The 22,243-nt window shown below is 73.3% G+C and carries 15 protein-coding genes; 10 read left to right on the forward strand and 5 right to left on the reverse strand.

The features are described 5' to 3' along the window. Positions 1 to 40: 40 nt before the first annotated feature. Together IE275_RS05820 and IE275_RS05825 are read right to left on the reverse strand one after the other, a co-directional pair. On the reverse strand, positions 41 to 1,579 hold the full coding sequence (locus IE275_RS05820) for an alpha/beta hydrolase (RefSeq protein WP_189708226.1): 1,539 nt from the start codon (positions 1,577 to 1,579) through the stop codon (positions 41 to 43). A gap of 140 nt (positions 1,580 to 1,719) precedes the next feature. Next, on the reverse strand, positions 1,720 to 4,404 hold the full coding sequence (locus IE275_RS05825; RefSeq protein ID WP_189708228.1) for a lysylphosphatidylglycerol synthase domain-containing protein: 2,685 nt from the start codon (positions 4,402 to 4,404) through the stop codon (positions 1,720 to 1,722). A 186-nt stretch (positions 4,405 to 4,590) separates the two neighbouring features. Between IE275_RS05825 and IE275_RS05830 the strand changes: the two genes are divergently transcribed. The 5 genes from IE275_RS05830 (at position 4,591) to nudC (ending at position 15,095) form a co-directional block, all read left to right on the forward strand. Beyond that, positions 4,591 to 4,977: an MGMT family protein gene (locus tag IE275_RS05830; RefSeq protein WP_189708230.1), complete on the forward strand. Its 387-nt coding sequence runs from the start codon at positions 4,591 to 4,593 to the stop codon at positions 4,975 to 4,977. A gap of 320 nt (positions 4,978 to 5,297) precedes the next feature. Next, positions 5,298 to 8,834 (forward strand): ATP-dependent helicase, encoded by a 3,537-nt coding sequence (locus tag IE275_RS05835; protein WP_189708232.1) that lies wholly within the window; start codon positions 5,298 to 5,300, stop codon positions 8,832 to 8,834. Between the two features lie 122 nt (positions 8,835 to 8,956). Then, positions 8,957 to 12,559, forward strand: a complete 3,603-nt coding sequence (locus tag IE275_RS05840) for an ATP-dependent helicase (RefSeq protein ID WP_189708234.1) — start codon at positions 8,957 to 8,959, stop codon at positions 12,557 to 12,559. Positions 12,560 to 12,587: 28 nt separating this feature from the next. Beyond that, positions 12,588 to 14,000 (forward strand): dipeptidase, encoded by a 1,413-nt coding sequence (locus IE275_RS05845; RefSeq protein WP_189708236.1) that lies wholly within the window; start codon positions 12,588 to 12,590, stop codon positions 13,998 to 14,000. 150 nt (positions 14,001 to 14,150) lie between these two features. Then, positions 14,151 to 15,095: an NAD(+) diphosphatase gene (nudC, locus tag IE275_RS05850; protein ID WP_189708238.1), complete on the forward strand. Its 945-nt coding sequence runs from the start codon at positions 14,151 to 14,153 to the stop codon at positions 15,093 to 15,095. A 78-nt stretch (positions 15,096 to 15,173) separates the two neighbouring features. On the opposite strand, the gene IE275_RS05855 is transcribed toward nudC, so the two are convergent. Beyond that, on the reverse strand, positions 15,174 to 15,416 hold the full coding sequence (locus IE275_RS05855; RefSeq protein ID WP_189708240.1) for a mycoredoxin: 243 nt from the start codon (positions 15,414 to 15,416) through the stop codon (positions 15,174 to 15,176). A gap of 194 nt (positions 15,417 to 15,610) precedes the next feature. Here IE275_RS05855 and IE275_RS05860 point away from each other — a divergent pair, with 194 nt between their 5' ends. The 5 genes from IE275_RS05860 (at position 15,611) to IE275_RS05880 (ending at position 19,509) form a co-directional block, all read left to right on the forward strand. Further along, on the forward strand, positions 15,611 to 17,815 hold the full coding sequence (locus tag IE275_RS05860; RefSeq protein ID WP_189708242.1) for an ATP-dependent DNA helicase UvrD2: 2,205 nt from the start codon (positions 15,611 to 15,613) through the stop codon (positions 17,813 to 17,815). Positions 17,816 to 17,982: 167 nt separating this feature from the next. Then, complete coding sequence (locus IE275_RS05865; protein ID WP_189708244.1) at positions 17,983 to 18,306, forward strand: hypothetical protein; 324 nt, start codon at positions 17,983 to 17,985, stop codon at positions 18,304 to 18,306. A gap of 164 nt (positions 18,307 to 18,470) precedes the next feature. After that, complete coding sequence (locus IE275_RS05870) at positions 18,471 to 18,839, forward strand: WhiB family transcriptional regulator (protein WP_005480495.1); 369 nt, start codon at positions 18,471 to 18,473, stop codon at positions 18,837 to 18,839. Continuing rightward, positions 18,836 to 19,159: a putative WhiB-interacting protein gene (locus tag IE275_RS05875; protein WP_189708245.1), complete on the forward strand. Its 324-nt coding sequence runs from the start codon at positions 18,836 to 18,838 to the stop codon at positions 19,157 to 19,159. The genes IE275_RS05870 and IE275_RS05875 overlap by 4 nt, the downstream gene beginning before the upstream one ends. Positions 19,160 to 19,296: 137 nt before the next feature. Next, positions 19,297 to 19,509 (forward strand): hypothetical protein, encoded by a 213-nt coding sequence (locus IE275_RS05880; RefSeq protein ID WP_189708247.1) that lies wholly within the window; start codon positions 19,297 to 19,299, stop codon positions 19,507 to 19,509. A 45-nt stretch (positions 19,510 to 19,554) separates the two neighbouring features. Here IE275_RS05880 and IE275_RS05885 read toward each other — a convergent pair whose 3' ends face one another. Together IE275_RS05885 and IE275_RS05890 are read right to left on the reverse strand one after the other, a co-directional pair. Continuing rightward, complete coding sequence (locus tag IE275_RS05885) at positions 19,555 to 20,925, reverse strand: ABC1 kinase family protein (protein ID WP_189708249.1); 1,371 nt, start codon at positions 20,923 to 20,925, stop codon at positions 19,555 to 19,557. After that, complete coding sequence (locus IE275_RS05890; RefSeq protein ID WP_189708251.1) at positions 20,918 to 22,132, reverse strand: TOMM precursor leader peptide-binding protein; 1,215 nt, start codon at positions 22,130 to 22,132, stop codon at positions 20,918 to 20,920. The genes IE275_RS05885 and IE275_RS05890 overlap by 8 nt, the downstream gene beginning before the upstream one ends. Between the last annotated feature and the right edge of the window lie 111 nt (positions 22,133 to 22,243).

Raw genomic sequence — 22,243 nt, forward strand, 5'->3', positions numbered from 1 at the left:
CCTTTTGACCTGCGGTTTTCCCCGATCCGAGGGGTGGGTGTCAGGAGCAGACCGTACCGGCCGCCGGCACCTTGCCGTCGAGGAGGTAGCCGTTCACCGCCGTCTGTACGCACGGGTTCTTGCTGTCGTAGGCGCCGTGCCCCTGTCCCCGGTACGTCAGCTCGACGCCGACGTCCTCGCCGAGCGCCGCGGCCATCTTCCCCGCCCCCTCGTACGGGGTCGCCGGGTCACCGGTGTTGCCCACGACCAGGATCGGCGCCGAGCCGGGGGCGCCGACGGCGGGATGGTCGCCGGCGCCCGGCACCGGCCAGTCGGTGCAGGTGACCATCGACCAGGCCAGGAAGTCCCCGAACAGCGGGGAGGCGGCGCGGAACTCCGGAAGTGCCTCCTCCACATGGCCGGCGGAGTAGCGCGGCTTGTCGTCGGCGCAGTTGATGGAGACGTTGGCGGCCGCGATGTTGCTGTACTCGCCGTTCGCGCCGCGGCCGTTCATCGAGTCGGACAGCAGCATGAGGATCCTGCCGTCCCCGTCATAGGCCTGCTCCAGCCCCTCGGTGAGGTACTCCCAGAAGTCCTTGGAGTACAGGGCCTGCGCGATGCCGTTGGTGGCGGCGCTCTGGGTCAGCTCGCGCGGAAAGGCGCCCGGGATCGGCTTGGCGTCGAGATCCTTCAGCAGCGTGGCGATCCGGTCCTTCACGTCCTGCGCGGTGTCCCCGACGGGGCAGTCCTCGGTCCGGGACGTGCAGTCCTCGGCGTAGTTGTCGAGCGCCAGCTGGAAGCCCTTGGCCTGGCCGAGCGCACCCTGCTCGGAGGTCTGCGTCGGGTCGACGACCGCGTCGAAGACGGCCCGGCCCACGTGTGTCGGGAACAGATGGGCGTAGACGCCGCCCAGTTCGGTGCCGTAGGAGATGCCGAAGTAGAACAGACGGCGGTCGCCGAGGACCTGGCGCATGAGGTCCAGGTCGCGGGCCGCGTCGGTGGTGCGCACATGCGGCAGCGTCTTCCCGGAGTGCTGCTCGCAGGCCGCGTTGAACTCCTTGGTGTTGTCCAGCAGCGTGGTGCGCTCGCCGCTGTCGTCGGGCGTCGTGTCCTGCTGGAAGTACGCGTCGAGCTGCCGGTCGTTCTCGCAGCGCACACCGGCGCTGCGGCCCACCCCGCGCGGGTCGAAGCTCACCAGGTCGTACCGGGTGCGCAGTTTCGCGTAGTCCTCGCTGAACGCGGGCAGCGTGCTGATGCCCGAGCCGCCGGGTCCGCCGAAGTTGAACACCAGGGAGCCGATCCGCCCGCTCGCGGGGCCGCTCGCCCGGGCCCGGATCAGCGCGATGCCGATGGTATCGCCCTCCGGTTCGGCCCAGTCCAGGGGCGCCTTCATCGTGGCGCACTCCCACTCGTCGCCGTTCGGCAGGGGAGAGGGGGCGCTCCCGCCGCCTTCCGCCCGGGACGGCGCCGGGCAGTCCTCCCAGTCCAGCCGCTGCGCCGTCAGATCCCCGTCCCCGGCGTCGTCGCCGCACCCGGCCACCAGGGAGGACAGCAGAACGGCGGTCACGACGGCGGCGCGCAGGCGGGAGGCGTTCGGCATGATCCCATCCTGCGGTCGGGCCCACCCGCGCGCGCGGGGCGCGGGCCGTACGAGGGACGGCTGCCCAGGCCCTCGCCCAGGCCCCAGCCCAGGCCCCCGCCCAGGCTCAGGAACAGGCCGGCACGGCCTTGCGCGGGGACCTAGAGGGCGCCCTTGCGGGTCAGGTGGTTGAAGGCCAGCCAGCCCGGCAGCACCGGGATCCACAGCGTCAGCAGCCGGAAGAGCAGCACCGCGGGGGCGGCGACCTCCTTGGGCAGCCCGACCGCGATCAGACCGACCGTCAGGGTCGCCTCGACGGCGCCGACGCCGCCCGGCGTGGGAGCGGCGGAGCCGAGCGCGTTGCCGGCGAGGAAGACGACCGCGACGCTGGCGATGCTGATCGACGTCGTCTGGTCGCCGAACGCGCGGATCGACGCGTCCAGGCACATCACGAAGCAGGCCGTCAGCAGCAGCATGCCGCCGATGCCGGTGACCAGCTTCTGCGGCCGCTGGAGCACGTCCAGCATGCGCGGCACGACCCCGGCGAACAGCGACCTCACGCGCGTGGAGACGAATTTCCGCAGGAAGGGCACCGATGTCACCACGAGCACGAGTACCGCCACCGTCAGCAGACCGGCGATGACCGTGCGGGACGGCGACAGCGACGGGGTCTTCTCGGTGCCGGTCAGATAGCCGAAGGACAGCAGCATCAGGATGTGGCAGCCGAGCCCGAACAGCTGCGAGGCGCCCACGCTGGCCACCGCGAGCCCCGGCCGGACCCCCGCGCGCTGGAGGAACCGTGTGTTGAGGGCGACGCCGCCGACCGCGGCCGGGGCGACGATCTTCACGAACGACCCGGCGACCTGCGCGGCCACCGTCCGCGGGAAGGGCACCCGTTCCGGCACGAACCCCAGCAGGCTCATCGCCGCGGCGACATAGCTCAGCGCCGAGAACAGCACCGCCGCGGCCACCCAGCCCCACTCGGCGTTGGCGACGAGCGGCCCGAACTCGATGTGGGTGAGCTGGGTCAGCAGGAAGTAGGCGCCGATGGCACCGGCGATGAAGCTGATCAGGGTGCGCGGCCGCACCCGCTCCAGCCGGGCCGGTTCGACGGGGGCCTGCGGGCGGATCAGCAGCACCTCGTGCCGGATCTGTGTGAGCAGGTCCTCCTCGCGGGCCTCCTCCAGCGCGTCGTCGATGGCCCGCTTCTCGGCGCGCTGCTCCGCGCGTACGGCCTTCTTGTCGGGTTTCTCCGGGGCGGCCGACTCCTCGTGCCCGGCCTCCAGGCGGGCCTGCTTGGCCTGCCGGGACGCCTCCAGGACCGCGTCGCGCTCGCGCTGCGCGCGCTCCCGGGCGAGTCTGCGCAGCGTCGCGCGCGTGGAGCGGCTGAGCGCGATGGGCTGGAGCATCGGCAGACAGTCGGCCACGGTGTCGGGGCCGAGCAGGCTCACCGCCGAGGCGACCGCGCGCTGGGCGCCGACCCGCAGGCCGAGCGTCACCAGCAGCTGGGAGATGTCCATCCGCAGCAGCAGGTTGTTCGCCGCGATCTCGCCGACGCGCAGATCGGTCAGGATGACCGTGCCGGAACGATCCACCAGAATCGCGTCGCCCACCAGCCGGCGGTGCGCGATGCGCCGTGACTGGAGGGCGCGCACCTGGTGCCAGGTGTCCCGCAGCAGCTCGTCGGTGATCTCGTCGTCCGCCAGCGAGTCCAGCGTGCGCCCGCCGGTGTGCTCGTAGACGAGCATCACGGCGTCCGGGCCGAGTTCCGAGGTCGCGATCAGCTTCGGCGCGTTGGCGCCCGCGGCGATCGCCGCGTAGGCGAGCAGCGCCTCCTGTTCGAGGGCCTGGCGCAGCGACTGGAGGCTGCTGCGGGTGGCGAAGCCCCGGAGCGTCAGATTGCGCCACGCGCGGTAGAAGAAGCCCTGGGCCTGCTGTTCGCGGTCGACGACCGTGACGTCCAGCGGTGGTCCGTCCTCCAGGGTGACGAAGTAGCGCCGGCCCCGGTCGCCGGTCTCGGAGGTGTCCGGCGCCTCCTCGCGGGCCGCGCTCACCGGGTGGAAGCCGACGTGCCGCAGGCCCGCCATCAGGGTGCGTCCGGTGGGCCGGACGTTCGGCGAGCCGACCGCGTACAGGGTGCCGTACGCCACGGTCCAGCCGATCAGTACGGTCAGGATGATCGAGAACGGTGTCGTGTAGCCGGTGACGAGCATGGAGAACGCGTCGAGGAGCAGCACGATCCACAGCACCGCCCGCCAGCGCGGACGGCGTGACATGCCGACGGCAGTCATGTACGCGATGACGGGCGCGAGATAGCCGTGCACCGGGTCGGTGAGGGCGTGGATGTCACCGGGGGAGGGCTGGGTGAGCGCCTCCTGGATCGAGTCCGGGGCGGCCTTGGCGACCCAGAGGTCGGTGGCGAGGGTCACACCATGTGCGAGGACGGCGGCGAGCACACCGTCGGCGATACGCAGTCCGTCCCGCTTGATCAGCCGTTCGATCGCGAACGCGACCGGCACCAGCAGGATCGCGATGCTGGACGCCAGGCCGGCGATCTTGATGAGCAGATCGGGCGCCTGTCCGGTGCCCTTGTTGATGTCCTGTTCGAGGCCCGAGGTGGTCCCGTGGGCGAAGGCGGCGATGCCCAGGAGCACGATGACCGCGAGGACGCCGACCAGCAGCCGCATCAGGTCGGAAGGGCGGTGCACGCGCGCGGGGAGCAGCGGTTCGTCGCCCTCGACCTCGTCGATGTGCACCTCCTCCCGAGGGTCCTCGGCGGCCTCCGGGCGCGACGCGGCATCAGAGGTGCCCTCGGCGTCCTCGGGGTGCACACCCTGCTGCTTCATCGTCTCTTCTTGATCTCGTATCACCGGTCACCGCCCGCACGATGGTGGCATGCCGCACCGACACACGGGGGCATCAGGGTGCAAACGCGGGGGCGCACAGTCTGCCCGAAGCACCGCCCGGGGGCGAGGGTCACGCAGGGTCGCGGGCCCGTCGCATTGTCGGTGCGATGCGGCAGGATGGGGCGGATGAGCGAGCAGAGCCTTCCGGACGACGCCCGCCCGGAGTACACGGACGCCCTGCCCGCGTACGCCGAGCGGGTCCTCGACGTCGCGGAGCTGATCCCGCCCGGCCGGGTCATGACCTACGGCGATGTCGCCGAGTGGCTCGACGAGGGCGGACCCCGGCAGGTCGGCCGGGTGATGGCCCTCTACGGGGGAGCCGTGCCCTGGTGGCGGGTGGTGCGCGCGGACGGCGTGCTGCTCCCCGGGCACGAGCTGCGGGCGCTGGACCGGTACCGCGCCGAGGGCACGCCCCTGAAGGAGGCGAGCCGGGCCGCCGACGGCCACCTGCCGCGCCTCGACATGAAACGGGCGCGATGGGACGGCGGCGAACGCGCGGAGGGTCACACCTGACAGCTTCCGCCATCGGACGGGGCCGAGGGGAGTCCGTGGTCCGTACGGGGGAACCGGGAGGAACCGGGCACGTCCGTGGCATGGCGTACGTTCGAGGGGCATGGGGCGCGCGTGGCGTGCGGGCCGGGAGGGAAGAATCGGAAGCCCTGCTTCCGTACGGCCCTCCGGCGTAGCGTCGGCTGCACGCGTCCCGCTCATCCCTCGACCACCGCCCGCCCCGGGCCCTGGTCCTCCCGCACATCACCCGGGCACCACCCCGTTCCGGCGGTGCTCCGCACCGACGGTGACCAACAGCACACCCACCAGGACCGGCGAACCACGTGAGCTCCTCTTTCTCCACCAGGCACCTGTCGCACCCCCAGGGGCGACAGGGGAACCGTGGCGCTTACCGACTGGTCCGTACCCGGCCGGCCCAGGCGGATCCCCCTCCTCTGGACGCCGCACAGCGCTCCGTGGTTGACCACACCGCCGGTCCACTGCTCGTCCTCGCCGGTCCGGGCACCGGGAAGACCACCACCCTCGTCGAGTCCGTCGCGGCCCGGATCGCCCGCGGCGCCGACCCCGCGCGCGTGCTGGTCCTCACCTTCAGCCGCAAGGCCGCCGTCGAGCTGCGCGACCGGATGGCACTGCGCATGGGCGCCGCCCGCGCGCCCCAGGCGACCACCTTCCACTCGTACTGCTACGCCCTGGTCCGCGCCCACCAGGACGCCGACCTGTTCGTCGAGCCGCTGCGGCTGCTGTCCGGCCCCGAGCAGGACGTGGCCGTCCGCGAGCTGCTCGCCGGACAGCTCGACCTGCAACGGCTGGGCCTCGCGCACGTGCGCTGGCCCGACGAACTGCGCGCCTGCCTCACCACGCGTGGCTTCGCCGACGAGGTCCGCGCGGTGCTCGCCCGCAGCCGCGAACTGGGCCTCGGCCCCGAGGCGCTGGACGCGTTCGCCGGCCGCATCGGCCGCCCCGACTGGCGGGCCGCGGCCGCCTTCCTCGCCGAGTACCTCGACGTCCTCGACCTGCACGGCGTGATCGACTACGCCGAACTCGTCCACCGCGCGGTACTGCTCGCCCACCGCACGGAGGTCGCCGAGCGGCTCGCCGCGCAGTACGACGCCGTCTACGTCGACGAGTACCAGGACACCGACCCCGCACAGGTACGGCTGCTGCACGCTCTCGCCGGCGGCGGCCGCACCCTCGTCGCCCTCGGCGACCCCGACCAGTCGATCTACACCTTCCGGGGCGCCGACGTGAACGGCATCCTGGACTTCCCCGGAGCCTTCCCCCGCCCCGACGGCCGGCCCGCCCCCGTCGAGGTCCTGCGCACCTCCCGCCGTTCCCGCGCCACGCTGCTGGCCGCGACCCGGCTGCTGACCCAGCGCATGCCGCTGACCCGCCTCCCGGCGGAGAAGGTGCGCGCCCACCGGGACCTGGCGCCCGCGCGCGCGGGCGGCGGCGTCGAGGTCTACACGTACCCGACAGCCGGCACCGAACTGGACAACATCGCCGACATCCTGCGCCGCGCACATCTGGAGGACGGCGTCCCCTGGGGCGAGATGGCCGTCCTGGTCCGCGCCGGCTCCCGCACCATCCCGACGGTCCGCCGTGCCCTCACGGCCGCCGGCGTCCCCCTCGACATCGACGGCGACGACCTGCCCCTGCGCCACGAACCCGCCGTGGCGCCTCTGCTGACGGCCCTGCGCGCGGTGGCGACGGCGGAGGCCGCGACGCCACCGGCGGGCGGTTCGGACGTACCGGCGGAGGCTTCGGCGCCCGCGGCGACGGCCGCAGCACCAGGAGCGGAGGCTTCCGCATCCTCGGCGGAGGCCTCGGCACCCGGAGCGGACGCTCCGGCACCGACCGTGGCGGACGCACCCGGAGCCGACACTCCGGCACCGACCGTGGCGGACGCACCCGGAGCCGACACTCCGGCACCGTCCGCGGTGGACGAGAACCGGGAGAACGCGGGCGTCTGCTGGCTCGACACCGAGACCGCCCTCACCCTCCTGGCCTCCCCCCTCGCCGGCATGGACGCCGCCGACCTGCGCCGCCTGGGCCGCGCCCTGCGCGAGGAGGAGCGCGCCGCAGGCAACCCGCTGCCGCCCCCCTCCGACGAGCTGCTCGCGCGCGCCCTGTCCGAGCCCGAGCGGCTCGTCACGCACGACCCGGCCTACGCGCGCGGAGCGCAACGGCTCGGCGCCCTGCTCGCCACGGCCCGCAAGCGCCTCGCGCGCGGCGGTACGGCGGAGGAGGCGCTCTGGGACCTGTGGGAGGGCACGCCGTGGCCCACCCGCCTGGAGCGGGCCGCCCGGCGCGGCGGCGCGGCCGGCCGCAACGCCGACCGCGACCTGGACGCCGTATGCGCCCTGTTCGCCACCGCCGCGCGCGCGGAGGAGCGCACCGGCGGCCGCGGCGCCCTGAACTTCCTGGCCGAGATCGAGGCCGAGGACATCGCCGCCGACACCCTCACCCGCCGCGCCGTGCGCCCCGACGCCGTACGGCTGATGACCGCGCACCGCGCCAAGGGCCTGGAGTGGAGCCTGGTCGTCGTCGCCGGAGTCCAGGAGGGGCTCTGGCCCGACCTGCGCCGCCGCGGTTCGCTCCTGGAGGCCGACCGCATCGGCCGCGACGGACTCGCCGAACCGCTCACCCCGGGCGCCCTGCTCGCCGAGGAGCGCCGCCTCTTCTACGTCGCCGCCACACGCGCGCGTGACCGTCTCGTCGTGACCGCGGTGAAGGCCCCCGCCGACGACGGCGACCAGCCCTCCCGCTTCCTGACCGAACTCGGCGTCGAGCCCAGGGACGTCACGGGCCGACCGCGCCGCCCGCTCTCCGTCGCCGCGCTCGTCGCCGAACTGCGCGCCACGACCGTCGACCCGCGCGTCTCCGCCGCCCTGCGGGAGGCCGCCGCCCAGCGTCTCGCCCGGCTGGCCGCGCTCACCGACGAGGACGGCCGGCCCCTGGTGCCGTCCGCGCACCCCTACCGCTGGTGGGGCATGTTCGAACCGACCGAGAGCAAGGTGCCGCTGCGCGACCGCGACCAGCCCGTCGTGCTCTCCGGCAGCGCCCTCGACCAGCTCGCCAACACCTGCGCCCTGCAATGGTTCCTGGGCCGCGAGGTGAAGGCCGACGCCCCCGCCACCGCCGCGCAGGGCTTCGGCAACGTCGTGCACGTCCTCGCCGACGAGGTCGCCTCCGGGCACACCCCTGCCGACCTCGCCGTCCTCATGGAGCGCCTCGACTCCGTGTGGAACGCGCTCGCCTTCGACGCGCCCTGGAAGTCGGCGCAGGAGAAGGAGCACGCCCGTGTGGCACTCGAACGCTTCCTGACCTGGCACGTCGATTCCACCGGCGCCCGCACCGGCCGTACACCCGTGGCGAGCGAGCACGACTTCGACGTCACCCTCGAAGCGGGCGACTACGAGGTGCGTATCCGCGGCCAGATGGACCGCGTCGAGGCGGACGGCGAAGGCCGCGCCTATGTCGTCGACTTCAAGACCGGCAAGCAGGCCCCGACCGCCCGCGAGGTGGAGCGCCACCCCCAGCTCGCCGTCTACCAGCTCGCCGTCCGCGAGGGCGCCGTCGACGAGGCCTTCGACGGTGTGCGCCCCGAGCCGGGCGGCGCCGAACTCGTCCAGCTGCGCCAGGGCGCCGCCAAGCGGGACGGCGGCGAGACCCTGCCCAAGGTGCAGGCGCAGGAGGCCCTGGACGGCGCGTCGGGGGAGTGGGTCGGCGACCTGCTCGCCACGGCGGCCGGCAAGGTCCTCGACGAGCGGTTCACCCCGAGCGCCGGCCAGCACTGCACACACTGCGCGTTCCGCGCCTCGTGCAGCGCGCGGCCGGAGGGACGCCACGTCGTGGAGTGAGGGCGGTGCCGCCGGGGCCGCCCCGGTGTGACGGACCGCACCACACGCGCTGACCTGCGCTTCCTCCGCCCCGGCGGGCGATTTGTCATCGACTGTCAGTGGGCGCCGATAGCCTCTCCGACATGCCCGCCCGTATCACCGATCCCGAGCAGCTCAAGGAGCTCCTCGGGATCCCCTTCACCCCGGAGCAGACGGCCTGCATCATCGCGCCGCCCGCACCGCAGGTGATCGTGGCCGGAGCCGGGTCGGGCAAGACGACGGTGATGGCCGCGCGCGTGGTGTGGCTGGTCGGCACCGGCCAGGTCGCCCCCGAACAGGTCCTCGGCCTGACCTTCACCAACAAGGCCGCCGGTGAACTCGCCGAACGCGTCCGCAAGGCACTGATCCGGGCCGGCGTCACCGACCCCGACGTGATCGACCCGGACAACCCGCCGGGCGAGCCGGTGATCTCGACGTACCACGCCTTCGCGGGCCGCCTGCTGACCGACCACGGACTGCGCATCGGACTGGAACCGACCGCCCGTCTGCTCGCCGACGCCACCCGCTTCCAGCTCGCCGCGCGCGTGCTGCGCGAGGCCCCCGGCCCCTACCCGTCGCTCACCCGCTCCTTCGCCGACCTGGTCAGCGACCTGCTCGCCCTCGACGCGGAACTCGCCGAGCACCTCGTACGCCCCGAGGACCTGCGCGCGTGGGACGCCGGCCTGCTGACCACCCTGGACGGCGCGAAGCTCACCAACGCCGACCTGCGCAAGGTGCCCGAGACGGCCGCCGCCCGCCGTGAACTCGCCGAGCTGGTGCTGCGCTACCGGGCCGCCAAACGCGAGCGCGACCTGCTCGACTTCGGCGACCAGATCGCCCTGGCGGCCCGCCTCGGCGGAGTTCCGGAGGTCGGGCGGATCCTGCGCGACGAGTTCCGCGTGGTCCTGCTCGACGAGTACCAGGACACCTCGGTGGCCCAGCGCATCCTCCTCGCCGGGCTGTTCGGCGGCGGCACGGGCCACCCCGTGACGGCCGTCGGCGACCCCTGCCAGGCCATCTACGGCTGGCGCGGCGCCTCCGTCGCCAACCTCGACGACTTCCCCGAGCACTTCGCCCACGCCGACGGCGCCCGCGCCACCCGCCAGGCGCTCAGCGAGAACCGCCGCAGCGGCGGCCGCCTCCTCGACCTCGCCAACGGCCTCGCCGAGCCGCTGCGCGCCATGCACGCGGGCGTGGAGGCCCTCCGCCCCGCCCCGGGCGCCGAACGCGACGGCGTGGTCCGCTGCGCCCTGCTGACCACCCACGCCGAGGAGATCGACTGGATCGCGGACTCCGTCGCCCACCTGGTGAACACCGGCAAGGAGCCCGGCGAGATCGCCGTCCTGTGCCGCACCGCCACCGACTTCGCGGAGATCCAGGGCGCGCTGGTCGCCCGGGACGTGCCCGTCGAGGTGGTCGGCCTCTCCGGCCTGCTGCACCTCCCCGAGGTCGCCGACCTGGTCGCCGTCTGCGAGGTGCTCCAGGACCCCGGCGCCAACGCCTCCCTCGTCCGGCTGCTCACCGGCCCGCGCTGGCGCATCGGCCCGCGCGACCTCGCCCTCCTGGGACGGCGGGCACGGCTGCTCGTGTCCCACGCGCGCGGGGACGCCGGCGACGACCCCGACCGCCGTCTCGCCGAGGCCGTCGAGGGGGTCGACCCGTCCGAGGTGATATCGCTCGCGGACGCCCTCGACACGTTCCTGGAGACGCCGCTGGAGCGTCCTCAGGACGACGGCCTGCCCTTCTCGCCGGACGCGCGCGTGCGCTTCGCCCGGCTCGCCACCGAACTGCGGGACCTGCGCCGCTCCCTGTCCGACCCGCTGATGGACGTCCTGCACCGCGTGCTCGCCGTCACCGGCCTCGAAGTCGAACTGTCGGCGTCCCCGCACGCCCTGGCCGCCCGCCGCCGCGAGACCCTGTCGAACTTCCTCGACATCGCCGCGTCCTTCGCCGCCGGGGAGAACGAGGCGAGCCTGCTCGCCTTCCTCGGCTTCCTGCGCACCGCCGCCCAGTACGAGAAGGGCCTCGACAACGCCCTCCCCGGCGGCGAGAACACCGTCAAGGTGCTCACCGCGCACCGGTCCAAGGGCCTGGAGTGGGACGTCGTCGTCGTCCCCGGCCTGGTCAACGGCACCTTCCCCAGCGGCCAGGGCCGCGAGAAGTGGACCGCCCAGGCCAAGGTGCTGCCGCACGAACTGCGCGGCGACGCCGACACCCTCCCCGACATCGCCTCCTGGTACTCCCGGGGGATGAAGGCCTTCCACGAGGCCATGAAGGATCACCAGCACACCGAGGAACTCCGCCTCGGCTACGTCACCTTCACCCGCCCCCGCTCCCTCCTCCTCGGCTCCGGCCACTGGTGGGGCCCCACCCAGAAGAAGCCCCGCGGCCCCTCCGACTTCCTGTGGGCCCTGTACGACCACTGCGCGGCCGGACACGGCGAGATCGAGGCCTGGGCGGAGGAACCGGAGGAGGACGAGGAGAACCCCACCCTGCACGCCGCGCGGGCCGACCAGGTCTGGCCGCTCCCCCTGGACGACGCCGCGCTCGCCCGGCGCCGCGCCGCCGCCGAGACCGTCCTCGCCCACCTGGAGGACCTCGCCTCCCAGGAGGCCGCCCACCCCGCCGCCACCCACGACCCGGACACCTACGACGACCCGGACTGGCCCCCGCCGCCGGACGACGACGAGCCGCCCTACGACGCCGACTCCGACGACTACGGACACGACGACGCCGACGTCTACGGATACGACGACTCCGACCCGTTCGCCGACGACCCGGATGCCGCGTTCGCCGACGGCCCCGCCGCGAACCCTGCGGATCCCGCAGACCGGGACGCACGGGACGACCGGGACGAGTGGCCCACCGCCCGCCCCGCCGTCCCCCACCAGGCCACGGCCCCCGAGCTCTCCGGCGGCCGCCCCCGCTCGGGCCCCGCGGCCCGGCGCGGCCGCCTCACGCCCGAGGAGGCCCGCGCCGTCGCCTCCTGGGACCGCGACCTCGACGCGCTCTCCGGAGAGCTGATGCGGGCCCGCCGGAGCGTCACCGACGTACCCCTGCCGACGACCCTGACCGCGTCGCAGCTGATGCGTCTGGCCGCCGACCCGGACGGTCTCGCGCAGGAACTCGCGCGCCCCATGCCGCGCCCGCCGCAACCGGCCGCGCGCCGGGGCACCAGGTTCCACGCATGGGTCGAGGCCCGCTTCGAGGAACTGACGCTTCCGCTGCTGGAACCGGACGAGCTGCCCGGCGCCGACGCGGAGATCGCCGACGAGCACGACCTGGCGGCCCTCAAGGAAGCCTTCGAGCGCACCGAGTACGCCCGCCGCACCCCCTACCGCGTCGAAGCCCCCTTCCAGCTCGCCCTCGCCGGGCGGGTCGTACGGGGCCGGATCGACGCCGTCTACAAGGAGGGCGACGGCGAGACGGCGACGTACGAGATCGTCGACTGGAAGACCAACCGGCTGCGCACCGCCGACCCGCTCCAGCTCGCTCTCTACCGGCTCGCCTGGGCCGAGCAGCGGGGTGTCCCCGTGGAATCGGTCACAGCGGCGTTCCTCTATGTGCGCACCGGCGACGTCGTCCGGCCCGACGGCCTGCCCGATCGGGGGGCGCTGGAGCGCCTGTTGACGGGCGAGGAGGCCGTTTCCGGCGATCCGCGGGGGCAGGCCGCGCAAGAAAACCGTGCACAACCGTCCGGCGAGTAAGCCCGCGCGGGCCGATAGGCTCGTGACCATGAGCCAAACCGTTGACAGTGCCGTCAGCGCCGTCCGCACGTACATCGAGCAGCACCGCGCCGCCTTCCTCGACGACCTCGCCGAGTGGCTGCGCATCCCGTCGGTCTCGGCGCAGCCCGACCACGCCCCCGACGTACGCCGCAGCGCGGACTGGCTCGCCGCGAAACTGAAGGAGACGGGCTTCCCCACCGCCGAGGTCTGGCCGACCCCGGGCGCCCCCGCCGTCTACGCGGAGTGGCCCTCCGGCGACCCCGAGGCACCCACCGTCCTGGTCTACGGCCACCACGACGTGCAGCCCGCCGCCGTCGAGGACGGCTGGGACAGCGACCCCTTCGAGCCCGTCGTCCGCGACAACCGCCTCTACGCGCGCGGGGCCGCCGACGACAAGGGCCAGGTGTTCTTCCACACCCTCGGCGTCCGCGCCCACCTCGCCGCCACCGGCCGCGACGCCCCGGCCGTCAACCTCAAGCTGCTGATCGAGGGCGAGGAGGAGTCCAGCTCCCCGCACTTCCGCGCCCTCGTCGAGGAGCACGCCGAGCGGCTCGCCGCCGACGCCGTGATCGTCTCCGACACCGGCATGTGGTCCGAGGACACCCCCACCGTGTGCACCGGCATGCGCGGGCTCGCCGAGTGCGAGATCCGGCTGTCCGGCCCCGACCAGGACATCCACTCCGGGTCCTTCGGCGGCGCCGTGCCCAACCCGGCCACCGCGGCCGCCCGCCTGGTCGCCGCCCTGCACGACGCGCACGGACGGGTGGCCGTCCCCGGCTTCTACGACGGCATCGTGGAACTCACCGACCGCGAGCGCGAGCTCTTCGCCGAGCTGCCCTTCGACGAGGACCGGTGGCTGCGCACCGCCAAGTCCCACGCGACCCACGGCGAGGCCGGACACACCACCCTGGAGCGCATCTGGGCCCGCCCCACCGCCGAGGTCAACGGCATCGGCGGCGGCTACCAGGGCCCCGGCAGCAAGACGATCATCCCGTCCACGGCCTTCGTGAAGCTGTCCTTCCGGCTGGTCGCCGGCCAGGACCCGGGGCAGGTGGAGAAGGCGGTCCGCGCCTGGGCCGCCGAGCGGCTGCCCGCCGGGATCCGCCACGAGATCGCGTTCAGCCCGGCCACGCGCCCGTGCCTGACGCCGCTGGACCACCCCGCCCTCCGGTCCGTGGTCCGCGCCATGGGCCGCGCCTTCGAGGGGCCCGTCCGCTTCACCCGTGAGGGCGGCTCGGGACCGGCCGCCGACCTCCAGGAGATCCTCGGCGCCCCCGTGCTCTTCCTGGGCATCTCCGTCCCCTCGGACGGCTGGCACGCCCCGAACGAGAAGGTCGAGCTGGATCTCCTCGTCAAGGGCGTCGAGACCACCGCGTATCTCTGGGGCGACCTCGCCGAGAACTGGCGCCATGCGCCCTGACGGCCTCGCTCGGACCGGAGCGCGGCAGCGCGCGGGGCACATTGGAGATGCCGCACCGCGCCACCGCACCGGACCCGGTTGCCCCCTCGCGCACGTTCCGCTGAACCGTCCGCCGAATCAACCGTTCCACCGGGGGAGTTGGAAGCACCCGTGACCACCTGGACCGACCAGAACGCCGACCGGCCCATCTCACTCACCGCACCCAGCGGCATCGACCGGGCCGCCCACCACCGGCTCGACGAGGCCTGGCTCGCCGCCGCGTGGAGCCACCCCACGACGCGCTGTTTCGTCGTCTCCGGGGGGCAGGTCCTCATCGACGAGACGCCCGACGGCCGGACCGAGCTGGTCATGACCCCCTCCTTCGAGGCCCCGCTCACCGAGGCGCACCGCTACTTCCTGGGCACGGACGAGGAAGGGGCGAGCTACTTCGCCCTCCAGAAGGACTCCCTGCCCGGCCGTATCGACCAGTCCGCGCGCCCGGCCGGGCTGCGCGAGGCCGGACTGCTGCTGTCGCCGCGCGACGTGGGCCTGATGGTGCACGCGGTCGGCCTGGAGAGCTGGCAGCGCACCCACCGTTTCTGCTCCCGCTGCGGCGAGCGCACGGTCATCGCCGCCGCCGGCCACATCCGTCGCTGCCCCGCGTGCGGCGCCGAGCACTACCCGCGCACCGACCCCGCGGTGATCATGGCCGTCACCGACGAGGACGACCGCATCCTCCTCGGCCGCCAGGTCCACTGGCCCGAGGGCCGCTTCTCGACCCTGGCCGGCTTCGTCGAGCCCGGCGAGTCCATCGAGCAGGCCGTGCGCCGCGAGGTCTTCGAGGAGGTCGGCGTCTCCGTCGGCCAGGTCGACTACATCGCCAGCCAGCCCTGGCCCTTCCCGTCCAGCCTCATGCTGGGCTTCGTGGCCCGCGCCACCTCCACCGAGATCGACGTCGACGGCGACGAGATCCACGAGGCCCGCTGGTTCTCCCGCGACGAGCTGGGCGCGGCCTTCGAGTCCGGCGAGGTCCTGCCCCCGTACGGCATCTCGATCGCGGCCCGCCTGATCGAGCTCTGGTACGGCAAGCCGCTGCCGACGCGCAGCTTCGTGTGACGCACGGCACGAGATCCGATCCACCTCACGCAAAAGGGCGGCTCCCCGGTGTTCCGGGGGCCGCCCTTCGGCGTGCGGTTACGCGCCGATCCTCTGCTTCACCTGCGCCAGGGACGGGTTCGTCATCGTCGAACCGTCCGGGAACAGCACGGTCGGCACCGTCTGGTTTCCGCCATTCGCCTTCTCCACGAACGCCGCGGACTCCGGGTCCTGCTCGATGTTGATCTCGGTGTACGCGATGCCCTCGCGCTCCAGCTGCTTCTTCAGCCGCTGGCAGTAGCCGCACCACGTGGTGCTGTACATCGTCACAGTGCCCAGCATGTCTCTTGTGCTCCTTCGGCGGGTCGGGGGACGGAGGGTCGCAGAGAGAGAACGTACGTGAAAGGGCCACCATTCCCGGAAGGTCCCCGGGGCGGGAGCGGCCGGACGTGACCTCCGCCGCATTGGTACGACCGCAGCGGCCCACCTGTGGACAACCGGCTCGCCCGCCTCCGCCGACCTGGCAGCATGGCCATGTGACAGCAGCAACGCACTCCCCCCTCTTCCCGCGGGTACCGGACTCGGCCGACGCGGTGCTCGAAGGGCTCGACCCCGAGCAGCGCGAGGTGGCCATCGCCCTGCACGGGCCGGTGTGCGTGCTGGCGGGAGCCGGTACGGGCAAGACCCGGGCGATCACCCACCGCATCGCCTACGGGGTGCGCGCCGGCATCCTCCAGCCCTCCAGCGTGCTCGCCGTCACCTTCACCAACCGTGCCGCCGGCGAGATGCGCGGCCGGCTGCGCCAGCTCGGCGCGCAGGGTGTCCAGGCCCGCACCTTCCACTCCGCGGCCCTGCGTCAGCTCCAGTACTTCTGGCCGAAAGCCATCGGTGGTTCCCTGCCCCGGATCGTCGACCGCAAGATCCAGCTCGTCGCCGACGCGGCCGCCGCCTGCCGCATCCGCCTCGACCGCGGCGAGCTGCGGGACGCCACCGCGGAGATCGAGTGGTGCAAGGTCACCCAGACCGTCCCCGCCGACTACGCCGCCGCCGTCGCCAAGGCGGGCCGGGAGGCCCCCCGCGCCCCCGCCGAGATCGCCCAGCTCTACGCCGCCTACGAGGACCTCAAGCGCGACCGCGCGGTCATCGACTTCGAGGACGTCCTGCTGCTGACCGTCGCCGTCCTCCAGGACCGGCGCGACATCGCCGAGCAGGTCCGCGCCCAGTACCAGCACTTCGTCGTCGACGAGTACCAGGACGTCAGCCCCCTTCAGCAGCGTCTGCTGGATCTGTGGCTCGGTGACCGGGACAACCTGTGCGTCGTCGGCGACGCCAGCCAGACGATCTACTCCTTCACCGGCGCCACCCCCGACCACCTGCTCGACTTCCGCACCCGCCACCCCGGCGCCACCGTCGTCAAACTGGTCCGCGACTACCGCTCCACCCCCCAGGTCGTCCACCTGGCCAACGGTCTGCTCTCCCAGGCCAGCGGCCGCGCCGCCGACCACCGCCTGGAGCTGGTCTCCCAGCGCGGCCCGGGACCCGAGCCCGCCTACACCGAGTACACCGACGAGCCCGCCGAGGCCGAGGGCGCCGCCCGCCGCATCCGCGAGCTGCTGGCCGCCGGGGTGCCGGCCGCCGAGATCGCCGTCCTGTTCCGCACCAACGCCCAGTCCGAGACCTACGAACAGGCCCTCGCCGACCTCGGCATCCCGTACCAGCTGCGCGGTGCCGAGCGGTTCTTCGACCGGCCCGAGGTGCGCAAGGCCGGGGTGGCCCTGCGCGGCGCCGCCCGCTTCGGCGGCAACGACACCCTCCTCGAGGACACCGTCGACCTGCCCTCCCAGGTGCGTGCCGTCCTCTCCGGCGAGGGCTGGACCTCACAGCCGCCGGCCGGCTCGGGAGCCGTCAGAGAGCGCTGGGACTCCCTGGCCGCGCTGGTGAACCTCGCCCAGGACTTCGCCGCCGCCAGCCCCGGCGCCACCCTCGCCGACCTGGTCGCCGAACTCGACGAGCGGGCGAACGCCCAGCACGCCCCGACCGTCCAGGGCGTCACCCTGGCCTCCCTGCACTCGGCCAAGGGCCTGGAATGGGACGTCGTGTTCCTGGTCGGCGTCGCCGAGGGCATGATGCCGATCACCTACGCGAAGACGGACGAGCAGATCGAGGAGGAGCGCCGCCTCCTCTACGTCGGGGTCACCCGGGCCCGGGAGCGCCTGCACGTCTCCTGGGCGCTCTCCCGCTCGCCCGGCGGCCGCCCGAGCCGCCGTCCCAGCCGCTTCCTCGACGGACTGCGCCCCGGCTCGGGGACGGCCGCGGGCCGCTCGGCCTCCGGGGCCGCCGGAGGCATCGAGCGGGGCTTCTCCGGCGCTGTCGTGGGCACCCCCGACGTGCCGCGCCGCAGACAGCGCACCCCGGCCCGCTGCCGGGTCTGCGGGCGCACCCTCACCGACGCCGGTGAGCTGAAGCTGATGCGCTGCGAGACCTGCCCCTCCGACATGGACGAGGGACTCTACGAACGGCTGCGGGACTGGCGCGCGGTCCAGGCGCGACGCAACGGACAGCCCGCGTTCTGCGTCTTCACCGACAAGACCCTGATGGCCATCGCCGAGTCCGTCCCCGAGGAGGCGGGCGAACTCGCGAGGATCCCCGGGGTCGGCGTGCGCAAGCTCAACCGCTACGGAACCGATGTGCTGGCCATCTGCGCAGGCCAACACCTCACCGAGGGGGACGAGGGGGATTGATGCGAACTCGTCGAAAAAATAGTTTGCGCATGCCCCGGCAATCCCCATAGGTTCTTAGACACGAGAGCGGCGGCCTTCTCGGAGGCCCTGATTCCGTGTTCTACTTTCATATCCGCAGGACTGGGCTCACCCCCGGTCCCCCGAGACGCCGAGAGGAGGCGATTCCAGTGATCATCATCAACAGCAGCTCTGTCAGCACCGCCAAATTGACCGATCGCTCGGTCGTCTCCATGTGCATGCTCGGCGCCTCGAACCTGGGCACCGGTCTGTCCGGCATTCGTGCCGACCGGTCGGCGTCCCTCTCCGTTGCCCCCACGGGTCTTCTCACCCGTGAGCGCAATGAGCGACCGACCGAGGCACTGGAAGCAGTAGCGGCAAAGGCGCAGGCCTATGCCTTTACGGCGGCCGGTGCCGAAGACCGGAAGCAGACGACGCAGCACCACCTGATGTGGGCCTTCCGTGGGCCAGAACCCTGGAGTGATCCAGTCTGATCGAAGATCAGGCCGGCGCCTTCAGGGCCGCGGAACCCCAACCGGGATCCGCGGCCCTTCTGTTTGTCCCCGTACCGGGGACAGACGGGCGAAGGGGCCTCGGGACAAGAAACGCCGACACCCGGCCCAACAGGGCCGGACCGACCAGACGAGGAAGACGAACCGTGCAACTCGAAGCGCACGCCCCGTCCGTACCGCCTTCCGAAACGATCCCCCCGCCCGGCCTCACGGAGGACTCCACCTTGACCCCGCTCACGGCGCTCACCGCGCTCGACGACGCCATCGAGAACCTCGGCGTACCCGTCCCCTGCCGTTCCTACGACCCGGAGGTCTTCTTCGCCGAGTCCCCGGCCGATGTCGAGTACGCCAAGTCCCTCTGCCGCACCTGCCCGCTGATGGAGGCCTGCCTCGCCGGCGCCAAGGAGCGGCGTGAGCCGTGGGGCGTCTGGGGTGGCGAGCTGTTCGTCCAGGGCGTCGTCGTCGCCCGGAAGCGGCCGCGTGGCCGCCCGCGCAAGAACCCGGTCACGGCATGAACACCACAGGAACGATCGACCGTCCCCTCACGCAAGACCCCCAGAAGCAGGCCCCGATGAAGCCGTTCACCAGCGAGCCCGAAGGCTCAGCGACCGAAGACGTCACCACCACCGGCGCGATCGACTCGCGTCAGAACAGGACCCGCGAGATGCAACTCATCCCAGAAGCCCTGGCTCGTGCGCATATGCACGAGCAGCTGCACCTGGCCGAGCGGGAACGCCGGGCGCTGCGCCTGGCGACCGCTCGCCGGATGCAGCGCCGGGCGGAGCGCGCCTCGATGCGTGCCCGCCGGGCGCTCGCCATGGCCGTGATGCAGTAGCGAGCACACACCGGAAGCGGTGGCCTCCCCTCCGGGGGAGGCGGAACTCTTCCCGCGGGGGCCGGTCCGTCCGCACGGACCGGCCCCCGCGGTGCGTTGTCCCCGGAGCGGCGCCACCTCGGCGTATCGTCCCGGGCGTGACGAGTCAATCCGGCGGCAGCGACCACGGCGGCTCCCCGCCGAGGCCCCGCCCCCTCAGATGCGACCGCTGCGGCACCCGGGCCGAGGAACCGCCGCCCGTCACCTGGACCTGCTCCGTGGAGAACGGCGTCCGCCGCTACATCTGCGAGGCCTGCGCCCGGGAGAACCTCAGAGCGATCGAGGGACGGCTGGACTCGGAGTGGTGGTGAGGCCCGGAGCCGGGACGAGGCCCCGCCACGCGGCGGGAACCCCTCTCACGCCTCCGCCACCGCCTGCTCCGCGTCCAGGTCGTCCTCCAGGACGAACCCGGGCAGCCACTCCTCCAGTTCGTCCCGCAGCCGAACCGTCGCGCCGAGCTGGCACAGCACACCGATCGTGCTCAGCGTCACCCGGTGTATCAGCAGATAGGCCGGCGGCAGATTGAGCTGCTTGCCCAACTGGTGGGCGGGGGAGCGGGGATCGGCGATCCGGGCCGCCTGGCTGCGCATCCAGCCCCGGGTGAACGTGAATTCGGTCACTTGGGCCGGCTCGATGATCGGCAGCAGGTAGTCGAGGACCGCGTCGGGTTCCAGATCGATGGACTCCTTGACGAAGCCCTCCGTGCGGAGCAGGTCGTAGACCGCGTCCGCCTCGCCGTCGAGCGTCATGCGCAGGGACTCGCCGATCGGCTGCGGCAGGCCCCCCGAGAGCCGGTCGACGGTGCCGAAGTCCAGGACGCCCAGCCGCCAGTCGTCCTCGCCGTCCGGACCGCCGGGCAGCAGACGGAAGTTGCCGGGGTGCGGGTCGGCGTGCAGCAGACCGGTGCGGGCCGGGCCGGAGAAGAGGAACCGGGACAACAGCTGGCCCGCGCGGTCGCGCTGCTCCTGTGTGCCGTCGGTGATCACCTCGGACAGCGGCACGCCGTCCATCCACTCCGTGACCAGCACCTGGTCGCACTGGTGGACGACCGCAGGGACCACCACGTCCGGATCGCCGGCGAACTCCTCCGCGTGGGCCTGCTGGGCCTGTGCCTCCAGGCCGTAGTCCAGCTCCTCGGAGACCCGGTCCCGCAGCTCCGAGATCAGGGGCTTGACGTCCATACCCGGGATCAGGGGGCCCAGCAGACGGGCGAAGCGGCTGAGTTGGGTGAGGTCGGACAGCAGGGCCTCGCCCGCCCCGGGGTACTGGACCTTGACCGCGACCGCACGGCCGTCGTGCCACACCGCGCGGTGCACCTGCCCGATCGAGGCCGCGGCGGCCGGCCGGTCCTCGAACTCCCGGAACAGCTCCGGCCAGTCCTCGCCGAGCCGCTCGGCGAGCACCGCGTGCACCGTGCGCGTCGGCATCGGCGGTGCCGCGTCCTGAAGCTTCGTCAGGGCCGCCCGGTAGGGGCCGGCGACCTCCTCGGGCAGGGCCGACTCGAAGACGGACAGGGCCTGCCCGAACTTCATCGCACCGCCCTTCAGCTCGCCCAGGACCTTGAACAGCTGCTCCGCGGTGCGCTGTTGCAGCTCACGCCCGACGATCTCCGCGGACTCGCCCACGATCCGTTTGCCCAGGCCCCAGGTCGCCCGGCCCGCGAAGCCGAGCGGGAGCGCGGCGAGCTTGGCGGTCCTGGTGACCGCCTTCCGGGGAAGATCAGACATACGCCCTCCAAGTCCCAGCCTGCCGCGCCGCCACTGTCGTACGGCGTAATGCCTTCGAATGCCGTTGCCCCGTCATTGTCTCGCGTGATCCCCCGTCCTCGGCGGTGTGTTCCCGCTTACCTTTCTCGGCGGCCCCGCACGAGCATGCGGGATGCGGCCACAACGGTCGCGCATGCCACTGGAGTGTGGGCAGGGCCACTTCCCAACGGGCTCCCGCGCCGGGCGGTGCCCCGCCGTCGAGGAAGGCGAGCGCGTGGGCGGCCGCCAGCCCGGCGACCGTTCCGGCCAGCGCCAGGTCGCAGGCGCGGGCCGGACGCCGCCGCCCGGACTGCCACTGTGCCACCAGCCGCGGCCAGGTCGCGTCCCGGTCGGTGCGCTCCTGGTGCAGACAGCCCGCACAGCCCGTCTCACCGGGCAGGACGAGCGGGCCGACGACGCCCGTGGCCTCCACCACCCCCGCGTAGAGGTGCGGTGTGCCCGAGGCGATCAGCGGCTCGGCCGCCGACGGATCGGGCGCGTGCACGGACACGTCGTCGCGCGGGGCGAGGACCACCAGCGAGAAACCGGGCGTGTCGGAACCGGCCGACGGTCCCGCGCCCCGGCGCGGCGGGCGCCCCGGGGCGGCCCGGCGCACGGCCCGCCGGGCGGCCTCGTCCCGTCGCTCGCCGACCGCCTCGGCGGGCAGCCCGCCCGGTGCGACGTCCTGCGGCTCCACCCGGCCGCCGTCGCGGACGTCCACCTCGCCGACCCCCGCGCCCGCCAGCAGCGAGGCCAGCACCACGCCGACCCGGCCGGCGCCCCGGACCTGAACCCGCAACCGGCGCCGGGCGGCAAGCCGGCCGATCGCCTCGCCCGGTTCCGCCGTGGTCAGGGACAGCGAGGCGAGATCGGGGCGCAGCCGGTCCAGGACGTCCTCGCGTTCCCGCAGGGCGTCCGCGTCCGGACCGCCCCCGCGCGCGTCGTCCAGCAGGCCGGCGTGCGCCAGCCGCTCCACCAGCCGGTCGACGTGGCCGTCGGGCAGATCCATGCGGCGCCCCTCCTCGCGCAGCAGGGCGAGCCCGCGGGTGCCGTCCAGCAGGTCGAGGAAACTGCCTGTCGCCGTGTCCACCGGACCGAGTGTCAGCGCGTGCGCCGGAGCCATCCCGAACTGCACGGTGTTCAGATCACGCCAGCCGCGCCGCAGCGCCGGCTTCACCATCGGATGCATCGAAGACCCCCGTACGCCTCGTACTCCCCGTACGCCGGCGGAGCGGGGGCGTGGGGTTCGTCCTCGCTCCGCCGGCGAGTGCCAGCATGCCCGGCCCCCGCCGAGGCGTGC

Source organism: Streptomyces phaeofaciens (assembly GCF_014648915.1).
Taxonomy (GTDB): Bacteria; Actinomycetota; Actinomycetes; order Streptomycetales; family Streptomycetaceae; genus Streptomyces; species Streptomyces phaeofaciens.